The organism is Haloplanus rubicundus, from assembly GCF_003342675.1.
GTDB classification, from domain to species: domain Archaea; phylum Halobacteriota; class Halobacteria; order Halobacteriales; family Haloferacaceae; genus Haloplanus; species Haloplanus rubicundus.
In genome coordinates, this window is record NZ_CP031148.1 from 3277635 (window position 1) to 3300030 (window position 22396).

Genomic DNA, 22396 nt, shown 5'->3' on the forward strand with positions numbered 1-22396 from the left:
CCTAGTCCCCGCTCGACTCCTGAATGACCTCGCGTTCGGCTCGCGACGGCGGCGTGTGGGTCACCCGCTCGGCCTCGCTCCGGTCGAGCCAGTGGCAGGCAGCCTCGTGACCGGCGTCGCCCTCGACCGCTTGGAGCGCCGGTTTCCGCCCGGAACAGGAGCCGTCGATGAACTCCGGACACCGGGGGTGGAACCGACAGCCGCTGGGTGGGGTCGTCGCGCTCGGCGGTTCGCCGCCGAGCGACGTTCGACCGCTCCGTCGGCCACCCCCGACCTGCGGGATGGCGTCGAGCAACGCCCGCGTGTACGGGTGCTGGGGGTTCCCGAAGATGTCCGCCACCGTCCCACGTTCGACGATTTCGCCGGCGTACATCACCGCGATGCGGTCACACACCTGCCGGACGACGTTCAGGTCGTGCGAGATCAGCAGGTACGAGAGGTCGAACGCCCGCTGCAGGCGGTCGATGAGATTCAGGATCTGGGCCTGCAGGGTCACGTCGAGCGCGGAGACGGGTTCGTCGAAGACGACGAGGTCGGGTTCGGTCACCAGCGCCCGACAGAGGCCGACCCGCTGGCGCTGCCCGCCGGAGAGCTCGTGGGGGTAGGAATCGAGCTGTGAGCGCGCGAGCCCCACCTCCTCGAACAGGTCGGCGACCCGGTCCCACTTCGCCGCCCCGTCGGCGATGTCGTGGACCGTGAGCGGGCGGGCGACGCTCTCGCCGACCGTCTTGCGCGGGTTGAGCGCCGACATCGGGTCCTGGAAGACGTACTGGACCCGGCGCCTGATCGGGCGGAGTTCCCGCCCGGAGTGGGTCTCGATGTGCTCGCCGTCGAACGTGATGCTGCCGTCGGTGGGTTCGTACAGCCGCGACACCGTCCGGCCGAGCGTGCTCTTGCCCGATCCGGACTCGCCGACGATGCCGACCGTCTCGCCCGCGTGGACGGTCAGGTCGACGCCGTCGACGGCGCGGACGACCTGGCTGTCCCCGAACAGGCGGTCGAACAGCCCCTCGTCGAGGGGGAAGTGTTTCTTCACGTTCGTCGCGTTCAGGAGCTCACGGGACGATCCGTCGGCGTCGGAGTCGGTCGTGCTCATCCGTCGGTCACCTCGGTCGCGGGGGTTCGGTCGGCCGTGCCGGTCGCTTCACCGTTCGCCGCCGCGTCCGTCTCCCACGTCACCTCGCCGAGGTCGTCGCCCTCGGTGTAGAGGTGACAGCGGGCGACGTGGGCCTCGCCGCCGTCGACGACGTGTTCGGGAAGCGGGTCGGAACAGGCGTCGAACGCCGCGGGACAACGGTCGCGGAACGGACAGCCGGCGGGTCGCTCGGTCGGCTCCGGTGCCGACCCCGGAATCGTCGCTAACTGGCCGTCCTCGGACGGCGCCCCCTCGGGGATGCTCCGGAGCAAGCCCTTGGTGTACGGGTGCGCGGGGTTCTCGAACAACCCGTCGGTCGTCCCGCGTTCCATCACCGACCCGGAGTACATGACGGTCACGCGGTCACAGGTCTCGGCGACGACGCCGAGGTCGTGGGTGATCAGCAGGATCGCCACGTCGAACTCGTCACAGAGGCGCTGGAGTTCGTCGAGGATGCCGGCCTCGACGGTCACGTCGAGCGCGGTGGTGGGTTCGTCGGCGACGATGAGCGAGGGGTCGCCACCCAGCGCCGAGGCGATCATCACCCGCTGGCGCTGGCCGCCGGAGAGCTGGTGGGGGTAGGACGTGGCGACGTCCTCCGGATCGGCGATGCCCACCGTCTCCAACAGGTCGACGGCGCGGCGCCACGACGGGGCCGACTTGCTCGTCCCCGTGACGTACTTGCGCCGGAGTTCGCTCAGGAGGCCGGCCGATTCGTCGACGTCGCCGTGGTGTCTCACCACCTCGGCGATCTGTTCGCCGACGGTCATCACGGGGTTGAGCGCCGACAGGGCGTCCTGAAACACCATGGCGATGTCGTCGCCACGGATTCGTCGCATCTCCGCCTCCGACTTGGCGTAGAGGTCCTCGCCGCGGTAGTCGAAGCGATCCGCGGACACCTCGGCGCCGTCGAGCAACCGCATGATCGAGCGGGCGGTGACGCTCTTGCCCGATCCGGACTCGCCGACGAGGCCGTGGATCTCCCCCGTCTCGACTTGGAGGTCGACACCGTCGACGGCGGGCACGTCCGGCCCGTCCTCGACGGGGAAGGTGACCGCGAGGTCCTCGATGGCGAGGAGGCTCACGGCGCCCCTCCCTCCCCGCGCACGTCGAACGCGTCGCGGAGCGCGTCGCCGAAGAGGTTGATGCCGAGCACCGTGATGACGATGGCGATGCCGGGGATGATGGAGATCCACCAGGCCTGCCCGATTAGGCTGCGGCCCTGCCCGAGCAGCGCCCCCCACGTCGGCGTGGTCGGTTTGACGCCGATGCCGAGGAAGGAGAGTGTGCTTTCCGCGAGCATCGCCCGGGCGACGAGGACTGTGAACTGGACGATCAACGGCGCCACCGCGTTCGGCAGCACCTCCTCGGTCATGATCTGCAGGTCGCCGAGCCCGACGTTTTTCGCCGCGAGGACGTACTCCTCCTCGCGGATGGAGAGGACTTCGCCGCGCGCGAGGCGCGCGAAGTCGTCGATGTACGCGAAGGCGATGGCGGCGACGACGTTCCAGACGCCTTGGCCGAACACCGCGACGAGCATGATGGCGACGAGGAGCCACGGGAACGCCCAGAGCACGTCGACGAAGCGCATCAGGGCGTCGTCGACCCAGCCACCGAAGTAGCCGGCGACGACGCCGAGGGAGACGCCGACGACGGCGCCGATGGTGACGGCACCGAGGCTCACCCCGAGGCTGATCCGCGCGCCGTACATCATCCGCGAGAGCAGATCGCGGCCGAAGGAGTCGGTACCGAGCGGGTGGGCCGTCGACAGCGACGGCGCCTGCATGATGGCGTACTCCTGGGCCATCGGGTCGTAGGGTGCGAGTTCGGGCGCGAAGACGGCCGCGAGGACGAACAGGACGACCGTCGTCAGCCCGAAGGTGGCCTTGTAGTCGCCGGCGACGGTCTCGCGCAGGCGGTCGAACCGGTCGAGACGGACGCCGAGGAACGTGTCGGCGTCGCCGTAGTCCGTGCTCATGCGCCACCTCCGTACTTGATCTTCGGGTTGATCGACATGTAGAGCAGGTCGACGAAGAGGTTCATGAACACGAAGATGATCGAGATGACGATCACCGACCCTTGGACGATGGGGAAGTCCTGGCGCTCGATGGAGCGAATGAGCAGGCGGCCGAAGCCCTGCACCCCGAATACCATCTCGACGGCGACGATGCCGCCCAGCAGGAGCGCAAAGAGGATGCCGGCGACGGTCACGACGGGCATGAGCGCGTTCTGCAGCCCGTGTTTGAACAGGATCAAACGTGGCGGCAGTCCCTTCGCGCGGGCGGTCTGCATGTAGTCCTCGCTCAGGACCTCGAGCATCGACGACCGGGTCATTCGGGTGATGATGCCGGCGTACGGGAGCCCCACGGCCGTCGCGGGCAGGATGACGTGCGAGAGCCAGGGGACGATGCCCTCGCTGATCGACGCGTAGCCGAACGAGGGGATGGCCGGGATGGCCGTGCCCACCGTGAGTAGGAGCACGATACCGATCCAGAAAGAGGGCATGCTGATGCCGAGGAAGGCGACGCCGGTGGCGACGTAGTCCTCCCACTGGTCGCGGCGAGTGGCGCTGACGACGCCCGCAGGGATGGCGACCAGGATTGCGATGGTGATGCCGACGAGGCCGATGCTCAGCGTCGGTTCGGCGGCGTTGACGATGCTCGTGGCCACCGACTGCCCGGTGTAGATAGAGTCGCCGAGGTCACCGCGGGCCAGATCCGCCATCCACCGGTAGTACTGGACGTGGATCGGCTGGTCGAGACCGAGTTCGGCGCGAACGGCAGCCAACTCGTCGGGTTCGGCGTTCCCGCCGAGGACCAGCCGCGCTGGGTCGCCCGGAACCGAGCGGACGGCGACGAACACCGCGGTCGCCACTACGTAGACGACCCCGAGCGCCTGCAGCGTTCGCTTCGCCACGTACCGTTTGAGACCCATCTATTCGAGGGAGGCCATGTGGAAGTTGCTCAGCCCGGCTTGGTTCCCGACACCAGTCAGGCTGGACGTGCTCGCCTTCGGGATGAGCGGGAACGTCGTCATCGCCCACGCGGCGTCCTCGAGGAAGAGCTCCTCCGCCTGCCGCATGATGTCGGCTCGTTCGTCGAAGTCCGACGTCCCGTAGTCCTGCTCGAGCAGGGCGTCGAAGTCGGGGTTGCTGTAGAGGTTCGCCTGCCACGCGCCGGACGACCCGTCCTCGGTGGGCGTCTTCAGCTGCTTCCACATCGTCATCCAGGGGTCGATGTCGACGTAGCCGTCGTACATCACGAGCGCGTTCTCGTAGCTGTAGAGGTTGTCCCAGTACGCCGAGGACTGCTGGACGTTGAGTTCCACCTCGATGCCGACCTGCGAGAGCATCTCCTGAACGACGGTCATCCGGCGCTCGTCACCCGGCACACCGAGAAGGGTGAGGGTCATCCGGGGATCGCCGGTGTATCCGGCCTCGTCGAGGAGCGTCTGGGCCTGCTCGGGGTCGTAGTACTGGCCCGGATCGGGCTCCTCCTCGTAGAGCCACGAGATGGCGGGATTGAACAGGGAGTGCGCGGGCTCGGCGTAGCCGAAAAAGGCGCGTTCGACGAGCGCTTCGCGGTCGATGGCCATGGCGATGGCCTGGCGGACCCGCACGTCCGTCGTCGGGAGGTCCTGATCCGACCACTTGTCCGTGATCTGAGCGCTCCCGCTGGCGAACTGGGCGAAGTCGACCTCGCTCGGGTTGCTGGCGAGTGGCGCGATACAGAACCACGCCCCCGGGTTCGTGCCGACGACGTTCAGGTTACTCATCGATTCGGCCTGTCCGGCGTTCTCGGCCGGAATGCTGATCGAGTAGTCGATCTCGCCACCCCGCATCGCCGTCCACATCGTCGACGGCTCCGGGATCAGGTTGACCCGAATCGAGTCGAGGTAGGGGAGGGAGTTTCCGTCGCTGTCGGTGCCGAAGTAGCCGTCGTGGGCCTCCAGCTGCAGGTACTCGCCCGACTCCCGCTCGGTGAGTTCGAACGCCCCGCTCCCGACCGGCATGCGGTTGTACTCGTCGGGGTTCGCCTGTGCCTCCTCGGCGTGGACGATGGTACCGGCCCGCCCCGGTCCCCGGGTCAGGAACGAGATGAACGGGCCGACCGTCTCCGAGAGGCTGATTCGGAGGGTCGTCTCGTCCTCGGCGGTGATACTCTCGACCGACGACACCTTGCTGACGTGTGGCGAATCGTCGAGACCCATCAGCCGCTCGAACGACGCCTTCACCGCGGCGGCGTCGAGCGGGTCGCCGTTGTGGAACGTCGCCCCTTCCTTCAGGTCGAACACGTACGTCGAACTGTCGGGGAGCGTCCAGTCGTTGGCGAGGTCGCCGACGATGGATCCGTCGGACCCGATCTTCACCAGCCCGCTGTAGATGTTGGACTGGAGGTAGATCTCCTGCCCCTTGTCGACGTAGTGGGGGTCGAGATACTCGATCTGGTCGATGTTCCAGCCAGCGGTGATCGATCCGCCGCTTGCGCCACCGGAACTGGTCGATTCGCTACTGGAACTCTCGGTTCCGCCGCCGTCGCCGCCATCGCCGCCGTCGCCGCCATCGCCGCCGTCACCGCCCGAGTCGCCGCCGCCGCTACACCCCGCGAGACCGCTGAGACCCCCTGCCGCGAGCAGCTTCGTCGCCGTACGCCGGTCGATCCGTGGTCCCTCGAGATCTGACTTGTCGAACTCGTCGAACATCGGTTTCAGTTGTTCCCCGTAGCCGCGCCGCTGCCGGCCACATCGTATTCGATCAGTTCTACACCATTCTCTGTTTTCTCCGACTGAATGTATTCGATCACGTCAACTCTTTCTCGATGTGTCCAGCTATATATCGCTTTGGAATACATTCCTTCACATTCCATTTGAGAGTCGGGTACTGTACTAGGTACTTAATCTCGTATTAGGTCGCCCCGCGACGCCACGGGGGACTGGCAAACGATATGGTTCCGTACCCGCTGGTAGACACATGGTCGATTCAAACGACCGCATCATGGCGGGTGAGGCGGATGGACAGCCCTACGGTGGGACGTGTCCGGCGTGCAAGCGGGAGTACCGACGCGCGCTCACGTTCACCGACGCGGACGGCGTGATCCGCGGCGAGATTTCGGGCGACGTCTGCATCACGTCCGAGTACCTGTTCGCTCACTCCGAAATCACGGTATCGGCCCCCGACGACGACTTTCCGACGCGGGAGGTCGGCGCGATGGGCAACCGCAAGGAGGTACCGATCGATCCCACCGACGTGTCGGGCGTGTGGTCGTCCGACGACGGGGACGCGTTCGTCTCCCCCGACGCGGAGTGAAACGGGGTATCGAAAGTCAGTACCGGTGGTTCGCCGGCCCCTCTCGGTGACCCACCGGGACACGGTTACAGTAATCCGTACGAGACGGCCGGGGGCTACCGCATGCGATCCAGCCGGAACGCCGACGAGCGGTCGACCGTCAGCCACTCCGTCGCCATCGCCGGCGTTTCGGGTGAAAAGATCGTCAGCTTCGACGGGGACGACGGGTCGTCGTAGAGACACTCCAGTTCGAACTCCGGCGCCGGCCGGAGCGTCACGTCCGTCGTCACCGGGCACCCCGACAGCCACCGCACAGCCGCCGGCCGGTCCCCTTCCGCGCCGGGACGCGCATCCCACAGCGGACACACTGGACCCGGGTGCGTACGTACTCCGTGTGCGATGCGACCGCCGATCCGTCTTCGTGCGCTTCCATACGTGACCATTCGACCAAGAAGTTATATATTTATCGGTGTTTCTAGCACCGATCGCCGATATTAGTTCTTGAATATGGGCTATTTTTTGCTATGCCAGCCGATATGTCCATACAATTGTGGGATTTTTCGTGCGGTCGGACGGTTCGTCCCCGTCCGACCGCTTTTTACCGTCCAGTCCCACCTCCCGCGTATGGCCGACATCGACCCCGGCACGCTCCTACCGAACGACCGGATGCGCCAGCAGGCACTCGACGGCGACGTGACACAGATTCATCGCGGGCAACAGTACGCCGACGAGGGCGACACGTTCAGCATCGACGGGACGACGTTCGAAGTCGTCGAGGTGGCCGACCGAACCCTCGGCGACATGACCGACGCCGACGCGCAGGCCGAGGGTGCCCGTGACCTCGACCACTACAAGCAGATTCTGGAGCGCGCCCACGACCACTTCGAGTGGGACGACACCTCCGAAATCGTCAAACACCGCTTCGAGCAGAGGGATTGACCGGCGCAGCCGTCCGCGACCGTATCCTTATATCGTTGACAGGTGATCGGGTGCACAGTCATGTCTCGACAGCCCGCCGACTGCCCGGAACACGTCTGGGCCTCCATCGGCGTGACCGTCCTCGACGGCGAGGTCAGCCGCATCTGGAACTGTGAGCGCTGTGTCGCGTGGACGCGGGAACGCCTCGATCCGAACCACCGGATCGACTGGGAGACGACCGCGCTCTCGCAGTGATCGATGGGTACCCCCGCACTCGACCCGCTCCTGGTCTCCCAGCTCACCCTCGGCGCCGTGGCCCTCTATACGCTCGTCACCGGCGCGGGTCGCGCCATCGACGCCCTGCTCTCGCTCGCGTACCGATACGAGGTACCCGAGGCGCTGATCGGGGTGACGCTCGTCGCCGTCGGCACGAGCCTGCCCGAACTCGGGGCGCACGTCACCGCCTCCGTTGGCATCCTCTCCGGCGCCCTCGACTACCGCGTCACCTCCGCCGTGGTGGTCGGCGGCAACATGGGCTCCTCGACGACCCAGCAACTCCTCCTGTTCGGCATCCTCCTGTTCGGATTCGGCCGGATCGACCTGTCGACGCGGACGCTGACCGACGCCTTCGTGCCCATGATCCTCGGGCTGACGTTGACGCTCGTCACCGCGTGGGACGGGACGATCACCCGGGTCGACGGCCTCGTCCTCCTCGTCGCCTTCGCCGTCTATCTCGGCTACAGCTACGCCCGCCGGCAACCCACGCCCGTCCAGGGAGTCGCGAGCACGAACGTCACCGCCGACGCCGGGACGGCCGTCGTCATGCTTCTGCTCGTCCTCGCGAGCGCGTCCATCCTCCTGACCGTCGTCCAAGACGTCGTCGCCGGCGTCGTCCTCGGCGGGTCGATGGTCGGCGTGCTCACCCTCGGCATCGCCGCCTCCTTTCCCGAACTGAGCACCGTCCTCGACGGCATTCGCCGCAAGACCCCTGTCGTCGCCGTGGGGACCCTCGTCGGCAGCAACATCGTCAACCCGCTACTCGGCCTCGGCCTCGGCGGCGCCATCTCCACGTACCACGTCCCGACGGCCGTCGCCGTCTGGGACCTGCCGTTCAAAATCGTCGCCGCCATCGGCCTCGTCCTCTACGTCCGGTACCGCGGCGGCGTCCTCCAGCGACGCGTCGGCGTCTGGCTCATCGGCGCCTACTTCGTGTACGTCGTGGGGCGGATGCTGCTGTTTCCGGGCCAGTGAGCGCGGGCCGTGGGGCCGCGACGGGACCCGCCGCCGTCAGTCGTACGCCTCGTCGTCGCGGTGTTGATCCGGGTTCGCGATTTCGCGGGCCTCGACGTACTCGTCGTCGTACTCCTTCTCCTCGCGGGCCTCGGGCGGGATGTCCTCCCCCGACTCCTCGCCGTCCTCCCGGCCGTCGAGTTCTTCGGGTTTCGGTGCGCCACGGGGCGTCTCGTCCTCAGCCGTCGCTCCGCTGTCTGAAGACTGAGTCACGGGGGAGGGTTGGGTCGGCGGACCGAAACGTTTTGTGGCCTTCCTGCTACCTGCGCGAACCCGTTGGCCTAACCAGCGCGGTTCGCCTTGCTTTCGAGTGGAACCCATCGGGGAGCGACGGGTCCGCGAAGTGCTTCCGTACCGACTCTCTAGTCACCGTCCATTTAGTTTGTCGCCATAATTAAGTTTGGAACCATAACTTTATCGATGAAATGATATTTGTCGTCGCTCCCTGTGGATGAACCAAATGGCGGGTCGGAAACCGACAGTCTCCGACGAGGAGATTCTACATGTTCTATCAGAATCTGATGATCCGTTTCTCACTACGACCGAAGTCGCGGAGCAGGTTGACCTTTCTCAACCAGGTATGTTGAAGCGGTTGCGAGATCTAGAAGATGCTGGATATATCGACAACAAGAAAGCAGGGAATAGCAACACTTGGTGGATCACGGATATTGGAAGGCAAATATATGATGAGGAGGGGGAGAAAAACAAATGAGTATGGAATATCTGACTGACAGTGTCTGATAAAAAAGGCGAGAGAGATTCAGCTGAGTCGCTGGTAGGAACGGTTGACGGGGTCGTAACTGACTGGGGTGTTTCGCCAGAATATGTTGATGATCCAATTGCTGTTTTGACTATCCGTCTCGGGGAACTTCTTGGACCTGTGGCATTTATCGGCGTCTTATTCGCGACAGCAGTACTAATTTGGATTAATATATCAGATTCGTTGGGAGTGTATTTGGGTATTCTTTTTCTTGACATACAGTTGGCTGCTGTTGGGTTGATCGCTTGGCGGGCCGGTAGATGGATACGTGAAAGAACCCAGAAATTTTGGATTGCTAGAATCCCTCCGCATGATAACATATCTGATGAGGTGTCAATTGATTCTTTCGGGGCGGCGGCTGACTCTTTCATCCCCGAAATATCGGCTGAACAGGTCGCCTTAGATCAGAGACACAAGGCAATCATTTCAGTTATTATAATTCAAACACTTTTCGCACTTCTGATTATAGCTATCGGAATGGGGCTATTCATTATACTCTCAGATATTCCGCTTACTGATTGGTCAAATATAAAATTAGAGCAAAATCTTTCTCCGATTGGAGCACTTGTCTCGGTTTTACTCGGAAGCGGGTTGGGTGTGATCTCACTCGGGGTACTCGTGGTTACTTCAAACGCTGAACAAATGCTTCTCATCGTATTACTCGTCCTTCTTCCTTCGATTGCTACTGTTCCAGTCGCACGTAATTTTCAAAGATTTTCACTGAACGTTCATATCAAGCAATATCAAACGCACAGAGGGATAACGTCGATTTTTCTTATTGCAGAGGCTATAATCAGTGTTCTTAGTATCCGGATAATCTTCGCCCTCTTTGGGTTAATATAATTGAGTGGCAAGTTTGGATAGTGCGATACCCCACACGAACCCCGCCGCGTGAGCAAACACGTTCGTAAACGACCCACCCTCCACTAACGCCTCTGCCTCGGGAAACAATCCCAGAATCAACACACCCAGCACGACGCCCACCAGCCCCACCGCGCCCGCGGTGATCACGGCGTCGCGTCGCGCCTTCCCGTCGGGCACCTCGACGCCGTGCCGAGCGTACTGCACGAACACCAGTCCACTCCCGAGGAGAACCAACCCCGTCACCGACGCCCGGAATCCGCCCGCGTAGCGCAGGTCGATCAGCTGCATCAACAGGAGGAAGATCGTCAGTCCGACCGCGTAGGCGAGCTGTCCGTCGTGGCGCTTCTTCACGAACACGTAGAGGGCGACGAGGAGGAAGCCCCCGAGACCGCCGACGACGCCGGAGAAGCCGCGGGAGACGGGGTCGGCGTCGGGATACTGGAGTTGGAAGATGGCGTAACTGGTGAGGTTGACGAGGACGGGGAGGGCTACGAGGTGGATCGGGAGGGTGCGGCGGAACCATCGGCGTTCGTCGACGAAGAGGCAGAGGGCGTAGGTGTACGTGGCTGTGAGGCCGTAGCCGACGAGATTGCTGACGAGGTGGGTGTTCGAGGCGTGGACGTAGGCCGCGGTGAGGAGGGTGTAGCCGTTGAAGCGGGTGTGGTCGAAGACGAGGGCTTGCTGGAGGGTGGTGGGAGCGAGGAAGTGGATTGCGGTGAGGAGGAGGGGGATGGAGAGGAGGAGGGTGGCGTCGAGGGCGAGAGAGCGGGGGGAGGCCGTGTCGGCCATCGTAAGGCGATTCGACAGTACTGTAATAAATTCTGTGTGGCGAGTGAACGTTTCGGTGGCAGACGTGCGGCGCTGTCTGCTCGGTGGTAGCCACACGTACTTACCGCGACGAGCGGCGATGGATCGCAGATCCCTCGGGCAGCCGGCGCGAAGCGCCAGCGAAGAAGCGAGTCGCGGCCGTTTTTGGTCCAGCTTTTTGCGAGGAGCGGTGCGCCGAAGGCGCACCCGACGAAGTAAAAAGGTGGGAGTATGGGACCACGGCAGACTCGCTTCGCTCGTCTGCCTGCTCCCATTTTCGCTCCGCGAAAAGTGGGACCGCCGTGATTCGAACACGGGTCCAACGCACCCCATGCGCAGAGGATACCACTACCCCACGGTCCCGCGTTTCGAGCGAGGGCGGTATCCGGGTTAAGCGTGTCGTTTCGCGTTCAGACCAGCACCCGCTCCAGGTCGACGACGACGCCCTCGTCGGCGTCGGGGTCACCGACGAAGCGGCCGAGACAGACGGCGGACCCGTTCGGGGTGAAACCGGCGACGAGGGCGTCCTGTTCGGCCGGCTCCGCGTCGATCACGCCCGGCGCGTACACCGGCGCCCCTGTCGCCACCTGTTCGGCGGCGCTCGGGGCAATCGTCACCGCTGGCAGCTCTTCGAGCACCCGCTCCGCCGGGGCGACGACCGCCCGGATCGGCTCCTCGTCGCCCTCCTCGGCGAAGGCGAGGGCGTCGGCGAGGTCGTGGAGGGTGACGAGGTCCCGGTCGTCGAAGGGGTCGGTCGCGGTGCGGCGGAGCGCGCCCATGTGCGCGCCGGTCCCGAGCGCGAGGCCGAGGTCGTGACAGAGCTTGCGAATGTAGGTGCCGCTCGCACACTCGATCCGGAGGAGGACCTGTCGGTCGCGGGTTTCGAGGACGTCCAGATCGTGGATCGTCCGGGTTCGGAGGCGGCGCGCGACGGCGCTCTTGCGCGGCGGTTTCTGGTAGATTTCGCCCTCGAACTCGGCGACGGTCGCTTCGAGGTCGGCCGGCGGACGGTCGTGCAGTTCGAGGACGGCGACGTACTCCTTGCGGCCCTCCAGAAAGACGGGGGCGAGCCGGGTGGCGTCGCCGAGCATCGTGGGGAGACAGCCCGTCACCTTCGGGTCGAGGGTGCCGGCGTGGGCGGCGCGGTCGACGCCGGCGAGGTCGCGCACCCACCCCGCGACCTGGTGGGCGGAGGGGCCGGGGGGTTTGTCGAGGTTGACGACGCCGAACGCGAGGAGGGCGTCGAGGTCGCGCTCCGCGGGCGGGGGGCGGAGGCGGGTCACAGGTCGATATCGAGACTGCCGAGGTCGACGCCCTCGACGGCGTAGCCCCCCTCGTCGGCCGTCGGATCGTAGTGCTCGACGGCAGTCGTGAGGATGGCGAGGACGCCGGGGGCCGTCCACCGTGCGGTGTTCACGACCAGATCGTAGATGGAGAGGTCGTCGATGGGGATGTCGTAGTAGTCGGCGTAGCGTTTCCGCTCGCTTCGTTCGCGCCGGAGGGTCTCCTCGCGGGCCCGGTCGACCGACTTCTCCTCGCGGTCGGCGATGCGGGCGGCCCGCACGTCGACGGGGGCGTCGAGCCAGAGCCGGAAGTCGGCGTCGGGGGCGAGCCAGCCGGCGAGACGGGATTCGAGGACGACGCCGTCGCGGTCGCGGGCGATTTCGTACAGGCGCCGGTCGAGGTCCCGGTCGATCTGTCCGTCCTCCTCGGCGAGTTCGTTGAACTCGACGGGCGTATAGCCCCGTTCGGCGGCGAGGTCACGGAAGATATCGCCGCCGCTGACGTGCTCCAGATCGAGCGCCTCCGCGAGCCCGGCGGCGGTGGTGCTCTTCCCACTGCCCGCCGGGCCGGACACGGTGAGTAACATAGCGGGACTGATGGCGGCCGACTAAAAGAGCGTGTTCACTTCGGTCAGGAGCCGGTCGGGCTGATGTTGATGTTCAGCCCCTTGCGGATGATCTGGGTGAAGCCCATCGAGCAGAGGAAGTACCAGACGATCCACACCTGCACGGGACCGAGCACCGGATCGGTCCACGCCTTCTCGCCAGCGAAGGGGAGCACCAGCGGTTCGAGGTCGAAGATTGGCGTCGCGTTCGCCCCGATGCCGACCCCCCAGTACATCCACAGGAAGACGGGGATGGTGAGGAACATGATCCACACCATCGGGCGGAACTGCTCTTTGAACATGCCCATCTGGTCGCCCATGGCCTCCATCTGCTCGTCCTGAATCCGGTCGAGCGCCTCGTCGTCGCCTCGCTCTTTGGCTTCCTTGCGTTTCTCCTGGATCTCCTGCATCTTCTCCTGGTACTCGCCCATCTTCTCGGAGTCCATCAGGTTCGCCTGCAGGATGGTCGAGTACAGCCCCGTCACGACCGCGAGGATCATGACGACGGCGTAGAAGGGCAGTTGCGCGTTCAGTGGACCGAGAAAGACGTTCATCGCGTTGCCGATGACGTTCCGCATCGGCGCCCACGAGTAGCCGGCGAAGAGCGCGAGGCTGAACACCGCCGCGCCCTTGTCCCACATCGACCACGAGGAGCCCTCGTCGTCGTCGCTCGACGTGGACGTCGAGGTGGACGTCGTTCCCGCCGTCGTCTCTGCCTCGCCGTTTTCGAGGGCGTCGCGGGTCGCCTCGGCGTCGGCCAGCCGGAAGCCGGCGTCGCCGTCGACCAACACGCCCGTCTCGATGAGGCGGCCCCACTGGCCGCTCGACAGGTCGTCGCGGACGTCGACCCACTTGACCTCGCCGTCCTCCGCGCGGTCGAGGACCGTCCGGACGACGTCCTCCATCGCCGCGTCTTCGGAGACGAGGTCCCGCACCTTCTGCTCGATCCGTGCCATTGCACCTCAGTAGCCCCCCGGCGGTTAAGAAGGTTTTACTCTGACTCGCGGGCATCGAACGGTCGTTCGTAGATGTGGGAGCCCGCGTACACCGCGAGGTCGACGCCCATCGCGGCGAGCGAGCAGCCGCCGACCGTCGTGGCGACGAGCAACAGCGTTCCCCCGGCGCCGCCTCCCCACCCGAGGAGGCCGACGGGGAGCGCAACCCCGAGCGCCACGTTCGCCACTCCGCCGAGCCGAAACCAATCGACCCGCGCCGTCACCGGATTCTCGAACGCGGCGACGAGATCCAGTAGGCCGGCGACACCGAGGAGCGCGACCTGTGTGGCGGTCGCGGAACGCGCGTCAGGGGCGTACCCACGACGGCGACGGCGAGCAGCAACAGGCCAGCGCCGAGGGCACCACACAGCCGTCTGTGAGTGGGAGAGTGCATTCCGATGGCCGTTCGGTCCGAGTATCGGCAGCCGGATCTCCTGCCTACGTCGCCGCGTCGACTTCCTCGCGGATGGACGCGAACACCTCGTCCGGGGTCCCCTCGCCGTCGACTTCGACGAGGACACCCTCGTCGCGGTAGTGTTCGACGACGGGCGCCGTGTTCTCCTCGTAGACGCGGAGGCGCTCGCGGACGGTGTCTTCCGAATCGTCGTCGCGCTGGATCAGGTCGCCGCCACACTCGTCGCAGACGCCCTCCGTCGCCGGCGGGCTGAACTCGACGTGGTAGTTGGCGCCGCAGTCGTCACAGACGCGGCGGCCGGTGAGGCGGTCGACGAGTTCCGCCTCGCTCACGTCGAGGAAGACGACGGCGTCGAGGCTGGTGATGTCGGAGAGGTATTCGGCTTGATCGAGGTTTCGCGGGTAGCCGTCGAGGACGTAGCCGTCGGCCTCCTGCAGGGCGGTCTTGACGATTTCGTTCACCACCGCGTCGGGGACGAGTTCGCCGGCCTCCATGTACGCCCGCGGCGTGTCGTACTCGGTGTCCATGTGGCTGATGTCCATGTCCTTGTTCGCACGGAGCGCGTCGCCGGTCGTCACGTGTTCGATGTCGAACGCCTCGGCGAGGCGCTTACTCTGGGTTCCTTTACCCGCTCCCGGTGCGCCGAGCAACAGCACATGAGGCTCGCTCATGCACGAATCTCCCCCCTCCGAGTATAAATTAGTGAAGAAACGCCCGCGATATTGACGGGATCGGAACGCCGAGTCGTCCGCCCCGACTACGCCAGCTTCTCGATATTACCGAGCGACGCTCGGTAGACGCACGAACTGGCTCAGGCCAGTTCGTGAATGTTCTCGACGACAGCCTCGGCGTACTCGCTCGTCGCGAGCTTGGTTCCGCCCTCGATCTGTCGGTGGAGGTCGTAGGTGACCTTCCCCGAGGAGATGGTCGCCTCGACGGCGTCGCGAACGAGGTCGGCGGCGTCGTCCCACCCGAGCTGTTCGAGCATGATCCGGCCGGAGAGGATCATCGCCGTCGGGTTCACCTTGTCCTCCCCCGCGTATTTCGGCGCGGAGCCGTGGACGGGTTCGGCGAGACACGCACCCTCACCGAGGTTCGCGCCCGGCGCGATGCCGAGACCGCCGATCTGGGCGCCCGCGGCGTCCGAGAGGTAGTCGCCGTTGAGGTTCGGCATGGCGAGCACGTCGTACTGTTCGGTCCGGGTCAGCAGCTGCTGGAGCATGTTGTCGGCGATGCGGTCCTTGACGACGACCACGTCGTCGGGCGCCTCGCCGTCGTACTCGTCCCAGAGTTCGTCTTCCGTGATGACTTCGTCGCCGTACTCCTCCGCGGCGAGTTCGTAGCCCCAGTCGCGGAAGGCCGCCTCGGTGAACTTCATGATGTTGCCCTTGTGGACGAGCGTCACCGAATCGCGGCCGTTGCGGAGGGCGTAGTCGATGGCCTGTCGGATCAGGCGCTTGCTCCCGAACTCCGAGATGGGCTTGAGGCCGATACCGACCGGGCCGTCGTGGATGGTGTCCCCGAAGCCCATCTCCTCCTCGACGAACTCGCGGACGCGTTCGGCGTCGTCGGTGCCGGCCTCCCACTCGATGCCGGCGTACACGTCCTCGGTGTTCTCCCGGAAGTTCACCATGTCCATCTTCTCGGGATGCGTGACCGGCGAGGGGACGCCGTCGAGGTGGTAGGTCGGGCGCATGTTCGCGTAGAGGTCGAGTTTCTTCCGGAGCGCGACGTTCAGCGACCGGAAGCCGCTCCCGACGGGCGTCGTCAGCGGCCCCTTGATCGCCACGCGGTGTTCGCGGATGGCCTCGACCGTCTCTTCGGGCAGGTTCTCGTCGTAGCGCTCCCGCGCCGACTCGCCGGCGTAGAGGCGCATCCAGTTGATCGAGCGGCCAGTCGCCTCCGCGGCGGCCTCGAGCACCTGCTGGGCGGCCGGACTCACGTCCTTCCCGATGCCGTCGCCGTAGATGATCGGGATGATCGGATTCGACGGTACGTCGAGTTCTCCGTCCTCGTCGACGGTGATCCGTTCGCCGTCGGCAGGGACCTCGACTCTATCGTAGCTCATGTCGTGGGCGGGTTCGCCGACCACCGTGAAAGACCTGCCGTTATCCGGCACGAGGCTTATTCCTGCCGCGGTCTACCGGTCGGTATGCGCATCATCGTCCACGGCGGCGCGGGATCGGGTGCGAGCCTCGGCGGACCGACACCCGAACGGCAGGCCGTCCTCGACGCCGCCGCGAGCGACGGCGCGGCCGAGGCGACCCCCCTCCAGGCCGTCGTCACCGCTATCCGGCGGCTCGAAGCCGACGAGCGGTTCAACGCCGGCCGCGGCGGCGCCGTCCAGTCGGACGGCGTCGTCCGCGTCGACGCGGGCCTGATGACGAGCGACCGAACCGTCGGCGCCGTCGCGAACGTTCCCGGCGTCGAGGCAGCCGTCGACGCCGCGCGAGTCGTCGCCGCGGAGACGCCCCACGTCTGCGTCGCCGGCGAGCACGCGGCCGAACTCGCCGCCGACTTCGGCGTCGAAACCGGTTTCGACCTGACGACCGAGCGCACCCGCGAGCGGTTCGCGGACGCCGACCCGCCGACGGGGTCCCCGAAGGCACACCTCGACTGGCTCCGCGAACGGTTCGGCCGCGGCGGGGAGCACGACCACGACACCGTCGGCGCCGTCGCGGGCGTGGAGCCACGCTCCACGGGAAGCCGGTCGACGGCCGGTGGAGGCCGCTTCGCCGCCGCCACCTCCACCGCCGGCCGGTGGTTCGCCCTCGCCGGCCGCGTCGGTGACGTGCCACAGGTCGGCGCCGGCTTCTTCTGTACGCCCGCCGGGGGCGCGAGTGCGACGGGGGCCGGCGAGGACATCGCGCGCGTCACCCTCGCCCGGCGCGCGGTCGATCACCTCGCGGACGGCGCCGCAGCCGACCGGGCCGCGGCGCTCGCAATCGACGAGTTCGAGGAACTGACCGGATCGACGGCCGGGGTGATCGTCTGCGGGCCTGACGGGGTCGGCGCGGCGAGAAACAGCGAGTCGATGCAGGTGGCCGTCGCGGAGCGTTATCGGGGTTCTCGTAACTGTCCATAGATTCTCGCCGGGCCGGCGAGAATCCCCGATGACTTCCGATAATCCCTATTAGTCGGCCGTGACGGTCCGGCGCGGCGTGACGAACTTCCGGGACGGGCGCTCCTGAACCGTTCGGTCCGGGGTGACGCTCACGAAGCGGTCCCGGCGGGGGTCGCAGGCGGTGAGTGCGCCGCCGTAGACACAGCCGGTGTCGAGGCCGACGGCGTTCTCGCGGACCACAGGGGCCTCGAGGGGCGTGTGGCCGAAGAAGACGCGACGGTCACCCTCGTACTCGTCGTACCAGAACGGGGGTTCGTAGCTGCCGTCGCCGAGTTCACGGATATTCTCGAAGTCGTCGACGGTGTGTTCGACGATGGACTTCCGCGGGTCGACGCCGGCGTGGACGACCAGCGTGTCGTCCCAGTGGATGGCGACGGGGAGGTCGGCGATCCACCGACGGTCCTCGTCGTCGAGTTCGTCGAGCGACTTCTCGCCGCGCAGGAGTTTCTCCTCGTTGTTGCCACGGACCGTGACGAAGTTGGGTCGAGAGCGCACGAGGTCGATCACGCCGGCGCTGTCGGGTCCCTTGCGAACGAGGTCGCCGACGAAGACGACGAGGTCGTCGGCGGTCGGATCGAGCCGGTCGAGCAGGTGTTCCAACGCCCGCAGACAGCCGTGGACGTCGCCGACGACGTAGATGTCGTCCCACGCGTCCATGTCGACGTGGTGGTGCTCGTCGCCGAGAGCGAGATCGAGGCTGGCGTCGAGCGCGTCGGTCCGGATCACACTCACGAGAGGACGGGCGACTTACATAAAGCGCGCTAATTGGGGCAGCCATGTCTATATACCACATGGACACCGGGGACGGGTCGGCGTCCCTGCGCGACGGGCCCGGACGGGACGGCGAACCCCGGGACCGACTCCCGACGGGTTACAGTCCGAGTCGGTCCCGGATCGCGTCGAACAGTCCCTCGTCGTCGTCCGGCATCTCGGTCGGGTCCGGAACCACGCGGTCGTCGGGGAGCACCACCGTGCGGCCGTCGTCGCGCTCCACGGAGATGAGAGCATCCTCCTTCAGCTCCGAGAGGGCGGTTTCGAGCGTGTCGATGTCGACGTCGACGGCCGCGCGGAGTTCGAAGACGGTCATTCCGTCGCCGCCGCGGTCGACCAGCGCGTCGAGGACGGCCACCTCGACCTCCTCGCGGTCGCGGAACTCCCGTTTGGCCTTCATATCCGGTCGTAACGGCCGCGGATGGTTTACCAGTACCGCCGGTCGCCCCAGGGTCGGACGCACGTCTGACGGACGCTTTTGGTGTCGGGCGTCGCTACCCCTACACAATGGGACTCAGGTGCCTACTGGGACACGAATACGCGAACCGCGAGGTGGAGCGCGAGCGGGAGGAGCGCGGCGACGAGGTGGTCGTGACGTACCGGACGGTCGAAACCTGTGATCGCTGTGGCGAACGCCGCGTCGTCAGCGAGAACAAGGAGGTCCGCCCGATCCGGGACCCACGCGAGGACGACGTGGCGACGGGCCTCGGCGGCGGCGGGGTCACGGCCGACCTCGACGAACCGTCGGCGTCCGACGACGCGCCCGCGGCGGCGAGCGAGGAGGCGCCGGCGGCCGGCGGGGACCCGGCGCCGACGGCCGATACCGACGCCGACGAGGGATCGACACCGGCCGCCACGGCGTCGACGGGTGACGACGGCGGGCCGGCGGGAGACGACGGGACGCCGACCCCCGACCCCGCGGAGGAGGACGCGGTCATCCTCGACGACGGGGCGACGGAGGACGGCGACGACGGCCGCGCGCGCGGCGAGTGGCCGGGGACTGACGCCGAACGCCCGGACGACGCCGAGGAGCCGGGGGCAGCGGATGCAGATGCGGACGCGGCGACGAACCCCGAACCGGCCGACGATGGAACGACCGTCGTCAGCGGCGACGAGGGGTGGCCCGAGCCGGGCAGCGAGGGCGAAGGCTTCGACGCCGAACCGAGCGACGGCACGCCGACGGACGTCTCCTTCGGCGGCGGGTTGACACCGGAGGGAGCGGACGCGGCGGCGAACGGCGAGGCGGAGGCGACGAGCGAGGCTGGCGCCGTCGCGGGCAAGCAGTTCGTCGCCGCCGAGGAGGTCGAACCGGTTAGCGAGGAGTCGGCCGGGCGGACGGAGTTTTTCTGTCCCAACTGTGGCTACGTCCGCACGGCCGGCGGGTCGTCGATGCGCGCCGGCGACATCTGCCCCGACTGTCACAAGGGCTACATCGCCGAGCGCGAGCGTGCGGAGTGAGCCGGCCCGAAGGACGAAACTGGTAAACCGTCGCCTTTCGAACCGGAGTCCATGAAGGAGTACAAGATGCGTCGTGGGGAGACGTTGGAGGAGAACGCGCCCGATCTGAAGGGGACGGTCGAGGGCTACTTCGGCCCCGTCACGGAGACGGAGGAGTACAAAGGAAGCGACCTCTACGTCGTCGGGGAACCGGACAACCCGGTCTTCGAGCGCATCGTCGCCGGCGCCGTCGAGTACAGCGGGAAGAAGGACAAACTCGGCGTCCACTTCGAGGAGAAGCCGGCGGCCCAGGTCATCGAGGAGGGCCACGCCGACGCCGCGGAGGACGCCGTCAGCGCGAAAAACGACTTCCTGCTCGAAGTGACGGGCCGCGACGCCAAGTCCCGCCGCGACTCGATGAAACGCTCCGTCGAGGACGACCCGGACGACGTGCCGAACGCGTAGATTAAAGCGCCTCGGGGATCCACCCGCCGTCGACTTCCACGTTCTCGCCGCTCACGTAGCCGCTGTCGGCATCGAGGAAGAAGAAGAGCACCTGCCGCAGGTCGGCGAAGGAGGCCCACCGGCCCCGCGGCGCCTCGTCCGGGAACTCGTCGGAGTTCTCGACGACGTAGGGCGAGATGCAGTTGACGGTGATGCCGTCCGACGTCGTGTCGTTGGCGAGCATTCGCGTGAACATGATGACGCCCGTCTTCGCGACGAGATACGGGAAGTTCTTCGGGTAGACGAGCGCCCGCTCCGTGCCCGCGTAGCCGACGTTGACGATGCGGCCGAACTCGGCCTCGCGCATCGCGGGCAACGCCCGCTTCGAGCAGAGGTAGGTCCCCGTGAGGTTCGTGTCGATGACGCGGTTCCACGTCTCGAAGGAGAGGTCTTCCCAGTGGCGCGGGGCGAAGTCGCCGACGTTGTTGACGAGGACGTCGACGGTGCCGAGGTCGGCTTCGACGGCGTCGAACATCGCGTCCACCTCGTCGGGGTCGGTCACGTCGCCTTGCACCGTCGTCGCCGCGCCGCTCTCCTCGCGGGCGACGGCGGCCGTCGCGCGCGCGTCGGCGTCGCTCGTGTGGTAGTGTACCGCGACCGACGCGCCCGCTTCGGCCATCGAGAGGGCGAACTCGCGGCCGACGCCGTTCGCACTCCCCGTCACCAGGGCCACCCGGTCGGAGAGGTCCGTCGTGAGCATAGGGGGACATCGAGAGGGGGCCGCAAAGGGGTTCCGGGCGGCGGTAACGGTTTGTACCCGGCCCGTGAATCGATCGGGCATGGCTGTCGAGACCATTCTGGTCGCAGTCGGACCGAAGGATCACGAACGCGTCGAACGGCTGACCGAGGAGACCGTCGACATCGCGGGACCGACAGGTGCCGACGTCGTCCTCGCCCACGCGTTCACGGAGGATGGGTACGAGGTGGCGCGCTCGAAGCTCAACCTCGACGACACGACGCCGGATCGGGTCGCGGAGCGCAACGAGCCGATCCGCGACCTCGAAGCGGTGCTGGAGGCGGCGGACATCGACTACACGATCAGAGGAACGGTCGGTGACCCCGGGGAACGGATGGTCGAGATGGCCGAGCGCACGGGCGCCGACATCGTCGTCGTCGGCGGCCAGGAGCGCTCGCCGGCCGGCAAGGCCCTCTTCGGGAGCGTCGCCCAGTCGATCATGCTCGACGCCCCCTGCCCGACCCTCTACGTCCGCACCGGCACGGAGTAGATGGCGACGTATCTCGGCGTCGACCTCGGCGCGACGACGATCCGAGCGGTCGTCGGCGACCGCGCCGGTCGCGTCGTCGGCGCCGACCGCACGCCGACGCCGGCGGGACCGACCAGCGTCGCGATCACGGAGGCGGTGCTCGATACCGTCCGCGGGGCGTGTGGCGACGCCGGCGTCGACCCCGAGTCCGTCGTCGCCGCGGGCGTCGGCGCCGTCGGGCCGCTCGATCACGACGCCGGCGTCTCGGTCGACCCGACGAACCTACCGGCCGACGTCGGCCGGATTCCGCTGGTCGACCCGCTCCGAACCCTCCTCTCGACCGACCGCACGCACTTCCACAACGACGCGACGGCGGGCGCCATCGGGGAGCGATTCTTCCGCGACGGCGGCGACGACCTAGTCTATCTCACGCTCTCGACGGGCGTCGGGGCGGGCGCCGTCGTCGACGGCCACGTCCTCTCGGGGTGGGACGGCAACGCCGCCGAACTGGGCCACGTGACCCTCGACGCCTCCGACGACGCCCGAATCTGTAACTGTGGTGGGACGGGACACTGGGAGGCCTACTGCGGCGGCGCGAACGTCGCCGGCTACGCCCGCGACCTGCACGACGGCGAGGCGACGGCCCTCGACCTCGACGATCCGGACCTCGGCGCCGCGGGGGTGTTCGACGCCGCCGCCGACGGCGACGAGTTCGCGGCGCGGGTGATCGATCGGATCGGTCGCTGGAACGCCCTCGGCGTCGCGACGGTCGTCCACGCCTACGCGCCGCGGGTCGTCGCCGTCGGCGGCGGCGTCGCGCGCAACAACCCGGATCGGATCCTCGGGCCGATCCGTGACCGCCTGCCCTCCCTGCTTCGGGTGGCGAGGACGCCCGAGATACGGCTCACGGATCGGGACGGCGACGCGGTCGTCAGGGGGGCGCTGGCGAGTGCCATCACCGGCGGGACGGGCGCTCCGGCGGACCGGTGAGGCGGCGGC

Annotated in this window: 29 protein-coding genes and 1 tRNA gene; 11 read left to right on the top strand and 19 right to left on the bottom strand. The window is 66.8% G+C overall.

The window, feature by feature from the left end:
- Position 1 precedes the first annotated feature (1 nt).
- The 5 genes from DU484_RS17925 to DU484_RS17945 are packed head-to-tail and all read right to left on the bottom strand — an operon-like array spanning position 2 to position 5836.
- On the bottom strand, positions 2–1096 hold the full coding sequence (locus DU484_RS17925) for an ABC transporter ATP-binding protein (protein ID WP_114584266.1): 1095 nt from the start codon (positions 1094–1096) through the stop codon (positions 2–4).
- Entirely contained in the window at positions 1093–2220 is a 1128-nt protein-coding gene (locus DU484_RS17930; protein ID WP_114606609.1) for an ABC transporter ATP-binding protein, read from the bottom strand. The genes DU484_RS17925 and DU484_RS17930 overlap by 4 nt, the downstream gene beginning before the upstream one ends.
- The gene (locus DU484_RS17935; protein ID WP_114584268.1) at positions 2217–3113 is read right to left on the bottom strand and encodes an ABC transporter permease; all 897 of its coding nucleotides are present in this window, start codon (positions 3111–3113) and stop codon (positions 2217–2219) included. Before DU484_RS17935 ends, DU484_RS17930 begins: the two co-directional genes overlap by 4 nt.
- Positions 3110–4069: an ABC transporter permease gene (locus tag DU484_RS17940; protein WP_114584269.1), complete on the bottom strand. Its 960-nt coding sequence runs from the start codon at positions 4067–4069 to the stop codon at positions 3110–3112. Before DU484_RS17940 ends, DU484_RS17935 begins: the two co-directional genes overlap by 4 nt.
- A complete protein-coding gene (locus DU484_RS17945; protein ID WP_114584270.1) occupies positions 4070–5836 on the bottom strand; it encodes an ABC transporter substrate-binding protein in 1767 nt (588 codons plus the stop codon). It lies immediately after the preceding gene.
- Between the two features lie 268 nt (positions 5837–6104).
- Between DU484_RS17945 and DU484_RS17950 the strand changes: the two genes are divergently transcribed.
- Positions 6105–6440 carry a hypothetical protein gene (locus DU484_RS17950; protein WP_114584271.1) on the top strand — a complete coding sequence of 112 codons (336 nt, stop codon included), beginning with the start codon at positions 6105–6107 and terminating at the stop codon, positions 6438–6440.
- A 95-nt stretch (positions 6441–6535) separates the two neighbouring features.
- On the opposite strand, the gene DU484_RS17955 is transcribed toward DU484_RS17950, so the two are convergent.
- Both DU484_RS17955 and DU484_RS20110 read right to left on the bottom strand, forming a co-directional pair.
- Positions 6536–6709 (bottom strand): hypothetical protein, encoded by a 174-nt coding sequence (locus DU484_RS17955; protein WP_222844868.1) that lies wholly within the window; start codon positions 6707–6709, stop codon positions 6536–6538.
- The gene (locus DU484_RS20110; protein ID WP_187347729.1) at positions 6706–6852 is read right to left on the bottom strand and encodes a hypothetical protein; all 147 of its coding nucleotides are present in this window, start codon (positions 6850–6852) and stop codon (positions 6706–6708) included. The genes DU484_RS17955 and DU484_RS20110 overlap by 4 nt, the downstream gene beginning before the upstream one ends.
- Before the next feature lie 191 nt (positions 6853–7043).
- Here DU484_RS20110 and DU484_RS17960 point away from each other — a divergent pair, with 191 nt between their 5' ends.
- Genes DU484_RS17960 through DU484_RS17965 form a run of 3 tightly spaced genes read left to right on the top strand, consistent with a single transcriptional unit; the run spans position 7044 to position 8588 of the window.
- Positions 7044–7358, top strand: a complete 315-nt coding sequence (locus DU484_RS17960; protein ID WP_114584272.1) for an ASCH domain-containing protein — start codon at positions 7044–7046, stop codon at positions 7356–7358.
- Positions 7359–7418: 60 nt separating this feature from the next.
- The gene (locus tag DU484_RS19685; RefSeq protein WP_157969215.1) at positions 7419–7592 is read left to right on the top strand and encodes a hypothetical protein; all 174 of its coding nucleotides are present in this window, start codon (positions 7419–7421) and stop codon (positions 7590–7592) included.
- A 3-nt stretch (positions 7593–7595) separates the two neighbouring features.
- A complete protein-coding gene (locus DU484_RS17965) occupies positions 7596–8588 on the top strand; it encodes a sodium:calcium antiporter (RefSeq protein WP_114606610.1) in 993 nt (330 codons plus the stop codon).
- Positions 8589–8624: 36 nt separating this feature from the next.
- Here the strand turns inward: DU484_RS17965 and DU484_RS17970 are convergent, their stop codons facing one another.
- A complete protein-coding gene (locus tag DU484_RS17970) occupies positions 8625–8840 on the bottom strand; it encodes a hypothetical protein (protein ID WP_114606611.1) in 216 nt (71 codons plus the stop codon).
- A 247-nt stretch (positions 8841–9087) separates the two neighbouring features.
- Between DU484_RS17970 and DU484_RS17975 the strand changes: the two genes are divergently transcribed.
- Positions 9088–9339: a winged helix-turn-helix domain-containing protein gene (locus DU484_RS17975; protein ID WP_114606612.1), complete on the top strand. Its 252-nt coding sequence runs from the start codon at positions 9088–9090 to the stop codon at positions 9337–9339.
- A 21-nt stretch (positions 9340–9360) separates the two neighbouring features.
- Positions 9361–10230 carry a hypothetical protein gene (locus DU484_RS19690; RefSeq protein WP_157969593.1) on the top strand — a complete coding sequence of 290 codons (870 nt, stop codon included), beginning with the start codon at positions 9361–9363 and terminating at the stop codon, positions 10228–10230.
- Here DU484_RS19690 and DU484_RS17980 read toward each other — a convergent pair.
- The 8 genes from DU484_RS17980 to icd form a co-directional block, all read right to left on the bottom strand.
- Entirely contained in the window at positions 10222–11040 is an 819-nt protein-coding gene (locus DU484_RS17980; protein WP_114606613.1) for a hypothetical protein, read from the bottom strand. The genes DU484_RS19690 and DU484_RS17980 overlap by 9 nt on opposite strands.
- A 310-nt stretch (positions 11041–11350) precedes the next feature.
- Positions 11351–11421 (bottom strand) — tRNA-Pro (locus DU484_RS17985).
- 47 nt (positions 11422–11468) lie between these two features.
- The gene (locus tag DU484_RS17990; RefSeq protein ID WP_114606614.1) at positions 11469–12341 is read right to left on the bottom strand and encodes an RNA-guided pseudouridylation complex pseudouridine synthase subunit Cbf5; all 873 of its coding nucleotides are present in this window, start codon (positions 12339–12341) and stop codon (positions 11469–11471) included.
- A complete protein-coding gene (gene cmk, locus DU484_RS17995) occupies positions 12338–12928 on the bottom strand; it encodes a (d)CMP kinase (protein WP_114584277.1) in 591 nt (196 codons plus the stop codon). The genes DU484_RS17990 and cmk overlap by 4 nt, the downstream gene beginning before the upstream one ends.
- Before the next feature lie 44 nt (positions 12929–12972).
- A complete protein-coding gene (locus tag DU484_RS18000) occupies positions 12973–13902 on the bottom strand; it encodes a DUF106 domain-containing protein (RefSeq protein WP_114584278.1) in 930 nt (309 codons plus the stop codon).
- A 35-nt stretch (positions 13903–13937) separates the two neighbouring features.
- Entirely contained in the window at positions 13938–14120 is a 183-nt protein-coding gene (locus tag DU484_RS18005; RefSeq protein WP_157969217.1) for a hypothetical protein, read from the bottom strand.
- A 259-nt stretch (positions 14121–14379) separates the two neighbouring features.
- A complete protein-coding gene (locus DU484_RS18010) occupies positions 14380–15027 on the bottom strand; it encodes an adenylate kinase (protein WP_114584280.1) in 648 nt (215 codons plus the stop codon).
- Between the two features lie 140 nt (positions 15028–15167).
- Entirely contained in the window at positions 15168–16424 is a 1257-nt protein-coding gene (gene icd, locus DU484_RS18015; protein ID WP_114606828.1) for an isocitrate dehydrogenase (NADP(+)), read from the bottom strand.
- Between the two features lie 84 nt (positions 16425–16508).
- On the opposite strand from icd, the gene DU484_RS18020 reads away from it, so the two are divergent.
- Positions 16509–17441, top strand: coding sequence for an isoaspartyl peptidase/L-asparaginase (locus DU484_RS18020; RefSeq protein ID WP_114606615.1), 933 nt, complete (start codon positions 16509–16511; stop codon positions 17439–17441).
- A gap of 48 nt (positions 17442–17489) precedes the next feature.
- Here DU484_RS18020 and DU484_RS18025 read toward each other — a convergent pair whose 3' ends face one another.
- Together DU484_RS18025 and DU484_RS18030 are read right to left on the bottom strand one after the other, a co-directional pair.
- Positions 17490–18137 (bottom strand): metallophosphoesterase family protein, encoded by a 648-nt coding sequence (locus DU484_RS18025; RefSeq protein WP_114606829.1) that lies wholly within the window; start codon positions 18135–18137, stop codon positions 17490–17492.
- 214 nt (positions 18138–18351) lie between these two features.
- A complete protein-coding gene (locus tag DU484_RS18030) occupies positions 18352–18651 on the bottom strand; it encodes a DUF6432 family protein (RefSeq protein ID WP_114584283.1) in 300 nt (99 codons plus the stop codon).
- Between the two features lie 107 nt (positions 18652–18758).
- Between DU484_RS18030 and DU484_RS18035 the strand changes: the two genes are divergently transcribed.
- Positions 18759–19709 carry a DUF7093 family protein gene (locus DU484_RS18035; protein ID WP_114606616.1) on the top strand — a complete coding sequence of 317 codons (951 nt, stop codon included), beginning with the start codon at positions 18759–18761 and terminating at the stop codon, positions 19707–19709.
- A gap of 51 nt (positions 19710–19760) precedes the next feature.
- Positions 19761–20153, top strand: a complete 393-nt coding sequence (locus tag DU484_RS18040) for a DUF5611 family protein (RefSeq protein ID WP_114584285.1) — start codon at positions 19761–19763, stop codon at positions 20151–20153.
- A 1-nt stretch (position 20154) separates the two neighbouring features.
- Here DU484_RS18040 and DU484_RS18045 read toward each other — a convergent pair whose 3' ends face one another.
- On the bottom strand, positions 20155–20892 hold the full coding sequence (locus tag DU484_RS18045; RefSeq protein WP_114606617.1) for an SDR family NAD(P)-dependent oxidoreductase: 738 nt from the start codon (positions 20890–20892) through the stop codon (positions 20155–20157).
- Positions 20893–20971: 79 nt separating this feature from the next.
- Between DU484_RS18045 and DU484_RS18050 the strand changes: the two genes are divergently transcribed.
- A complete protein-coding gene (locus DU484_RS18050; RefSeq protein ID WP_114584287.1) occupies positions 20972–21418 on the top strand; it encodes a universal stress protein in 447 nt (148 codons plus the stop codon).
- A complete protein-coding gene (locus DU484_RS18055; RefSeq protein ID WP_114584288.1) occupies positions 21419–22387 on the top strand; it encodes an ROK family protein in 969 nt (322 codons plus the stop codon).
- The last annotated feature ends 9 nt before the right edge of the window (positions 22388–22396 follow it).

Excerpts from the sequence above, each read along its gene's own strand:
- DU484_RS17925 (WP_114584266.1), bottom strand. The coding sequence starts at position 1,096 with ATGAGCACGACCGACTCCGACGCCGACGGATCGTCCCGTGAGCTCCTG.
- DU484_RS17935 (WP_114584268.1), bottom strand. The coding sequence starts at position 3,113 with ATGAGCACGGACTACGGCGACGCCGACACGTTCCTCGGCGTCCGTCTC.
- DU484_RS17940 (WP_114584269.1), bottom strand. The coding sequence starts at position 4,069 with ATGGGTCTCAAACGGTACGTGGCGAAGCGAACGCTGCAGGCGCTCGGG.
- DU484_RS17945 (WP_114584270.1), bottom strand. The coding sequence starts at position 5,836 with ATGTTCGACGAGTTCGACAAGTCAGATCTCGAGGGACCACGGATCGAC.
- DU484_RS17950 (WP_114584271.1), top strand. The coding sequence starts at position 6,105 with ATGGTCGATTCAAACGACCGCATCATGGCGGGTGAGGCGGATGGACAG.
- DU484_RS20110 (WP_187347729.1), bottom strand. The coding sequence starts at position 6,852 with ATGGAAGCGCACGAAGACGGATCGGCGGTCGCATCGCACACGGAGTAC.
- DU484_RS17960 (WP_114584272.1), top strand. The coding sequence starts at position 7,044 with ATGGCCGACATCGACCCCGGCACGCTCCTACCGAACGACCGGATGCGC.
- DU484_RS19685 (WP_157969215.1), top strand. The coding sequence starts at position 7,419 with ATGTCTCGACAGCCCGCCGACTGCCCGGAACACGTCTGGGCCTCCATC.
- DU484_RS17965 (WP_114606610.1), top strand. The coding sequence starts at position 7,596 with ATGGGTACCCCCGCACTCGACCCGCTCCTGGTCTCCCAGCTCACCCTC.
- DU484_RS17975 (WP_114606612.1), top strand. The coding sequence starts at position 9,088 with ATGGCGGGTCGGAAACCGACAGTCTCCGACGAGGAGATTCTACATGTT.
- DU484_RS17980 (WP_114606613.1), bottom strand. The coding sequence starts at position 11,040 with ATGGCCGACACGGCCTCCCCCCGCTCTCTCGCCCTCGACGCCACCCTC.
- cmk (WP_114584277.1), bottom strand. The coding sequence starts at position 12,928 with ATGTTACTCACCGTGTCCGGCCCGGCGGGCAGTGGGAAGAGCACCACC.
- DU484_RS18000 (WP_114584278.1), bottom strand. The coding sequence starts at position 13,902 with ATGGCACGGATCGAGCAGAAGGTGCGGGACCTCGTCTCCGAAGACGCG.
- DU484_RS18010 (WP_114584280.1), bottom strand. The coding sequence starts at position 15,027 with ATGAGCGAGCCTCATGTGCTGTTGCTCGGCGCACCGGGAGCGGGTAAA.
- icd (WP_114606828.1), bottom strand. The coding sequence starts at position 16,424 with ATGAGCTACGATAGAGTCGAGGTCCCTGCCGACGGCGAACGGATCACC.
- DU484_RS18020 (WP_114606615.1), top strand. The coding sequence starts at position 16,509 with ATGCGCATCATCGTCCACGGCGGCGCGGGATCGGGTGCGAGCCTCGGC.
- DU484_RS18025 (WP_114606829.1), bottom strand. The coding sequence starts at position 18,137 with ATGGACGCGTGGGACGACATCTACGTCGTCGGCGACGTCCACGGCTGT.
- DU484_RS18030 (WP_114584283.1), bottom strand. The coding sequence starts at position 18,651 with ATGAAGGCCAAACGGGAGTTCCGCGACCGCGAGGAGGTCGAGGTGGCC.
- DU484_RS18035 (WP_114606616.1), top strand. The coding sequence starts at position 18,759 with ATGGGACTCAGGTGCCTACTGGGACACGAATACGCGAACCGCGAGGTG.
- DU484_RS18040 (WP_114584285.1), top strand. The coding sequence starts at position 19,761 with ATGAAGGAGTACAAGATGCGTCGTGGGGAGACGTTGGAGGAGAACGCG.
- DU484_RS18045 (WP_114606617.1), bottom strand. The coding sequence starts at position 20,892 with ATGCTCACGACGGACCTCTCCGACCGGGTGGCCCTGGTGACGGGGAGT.
- DU484_RS18050 (WP_114584287.1), top strand. The coding sequence starts at position 20,972 with ATGGCTGTCGAGACCATTCTGGTCGCAGTCGGACCGAAGGATCACGAA.
- DU484_RS18055 (WP_114584288.1), top strand. The coding sequence starts at position 21,419 with ATGGCGACGTATCTCGGCGTCGACCTCGGCGCGACGACGATCCGAGCG.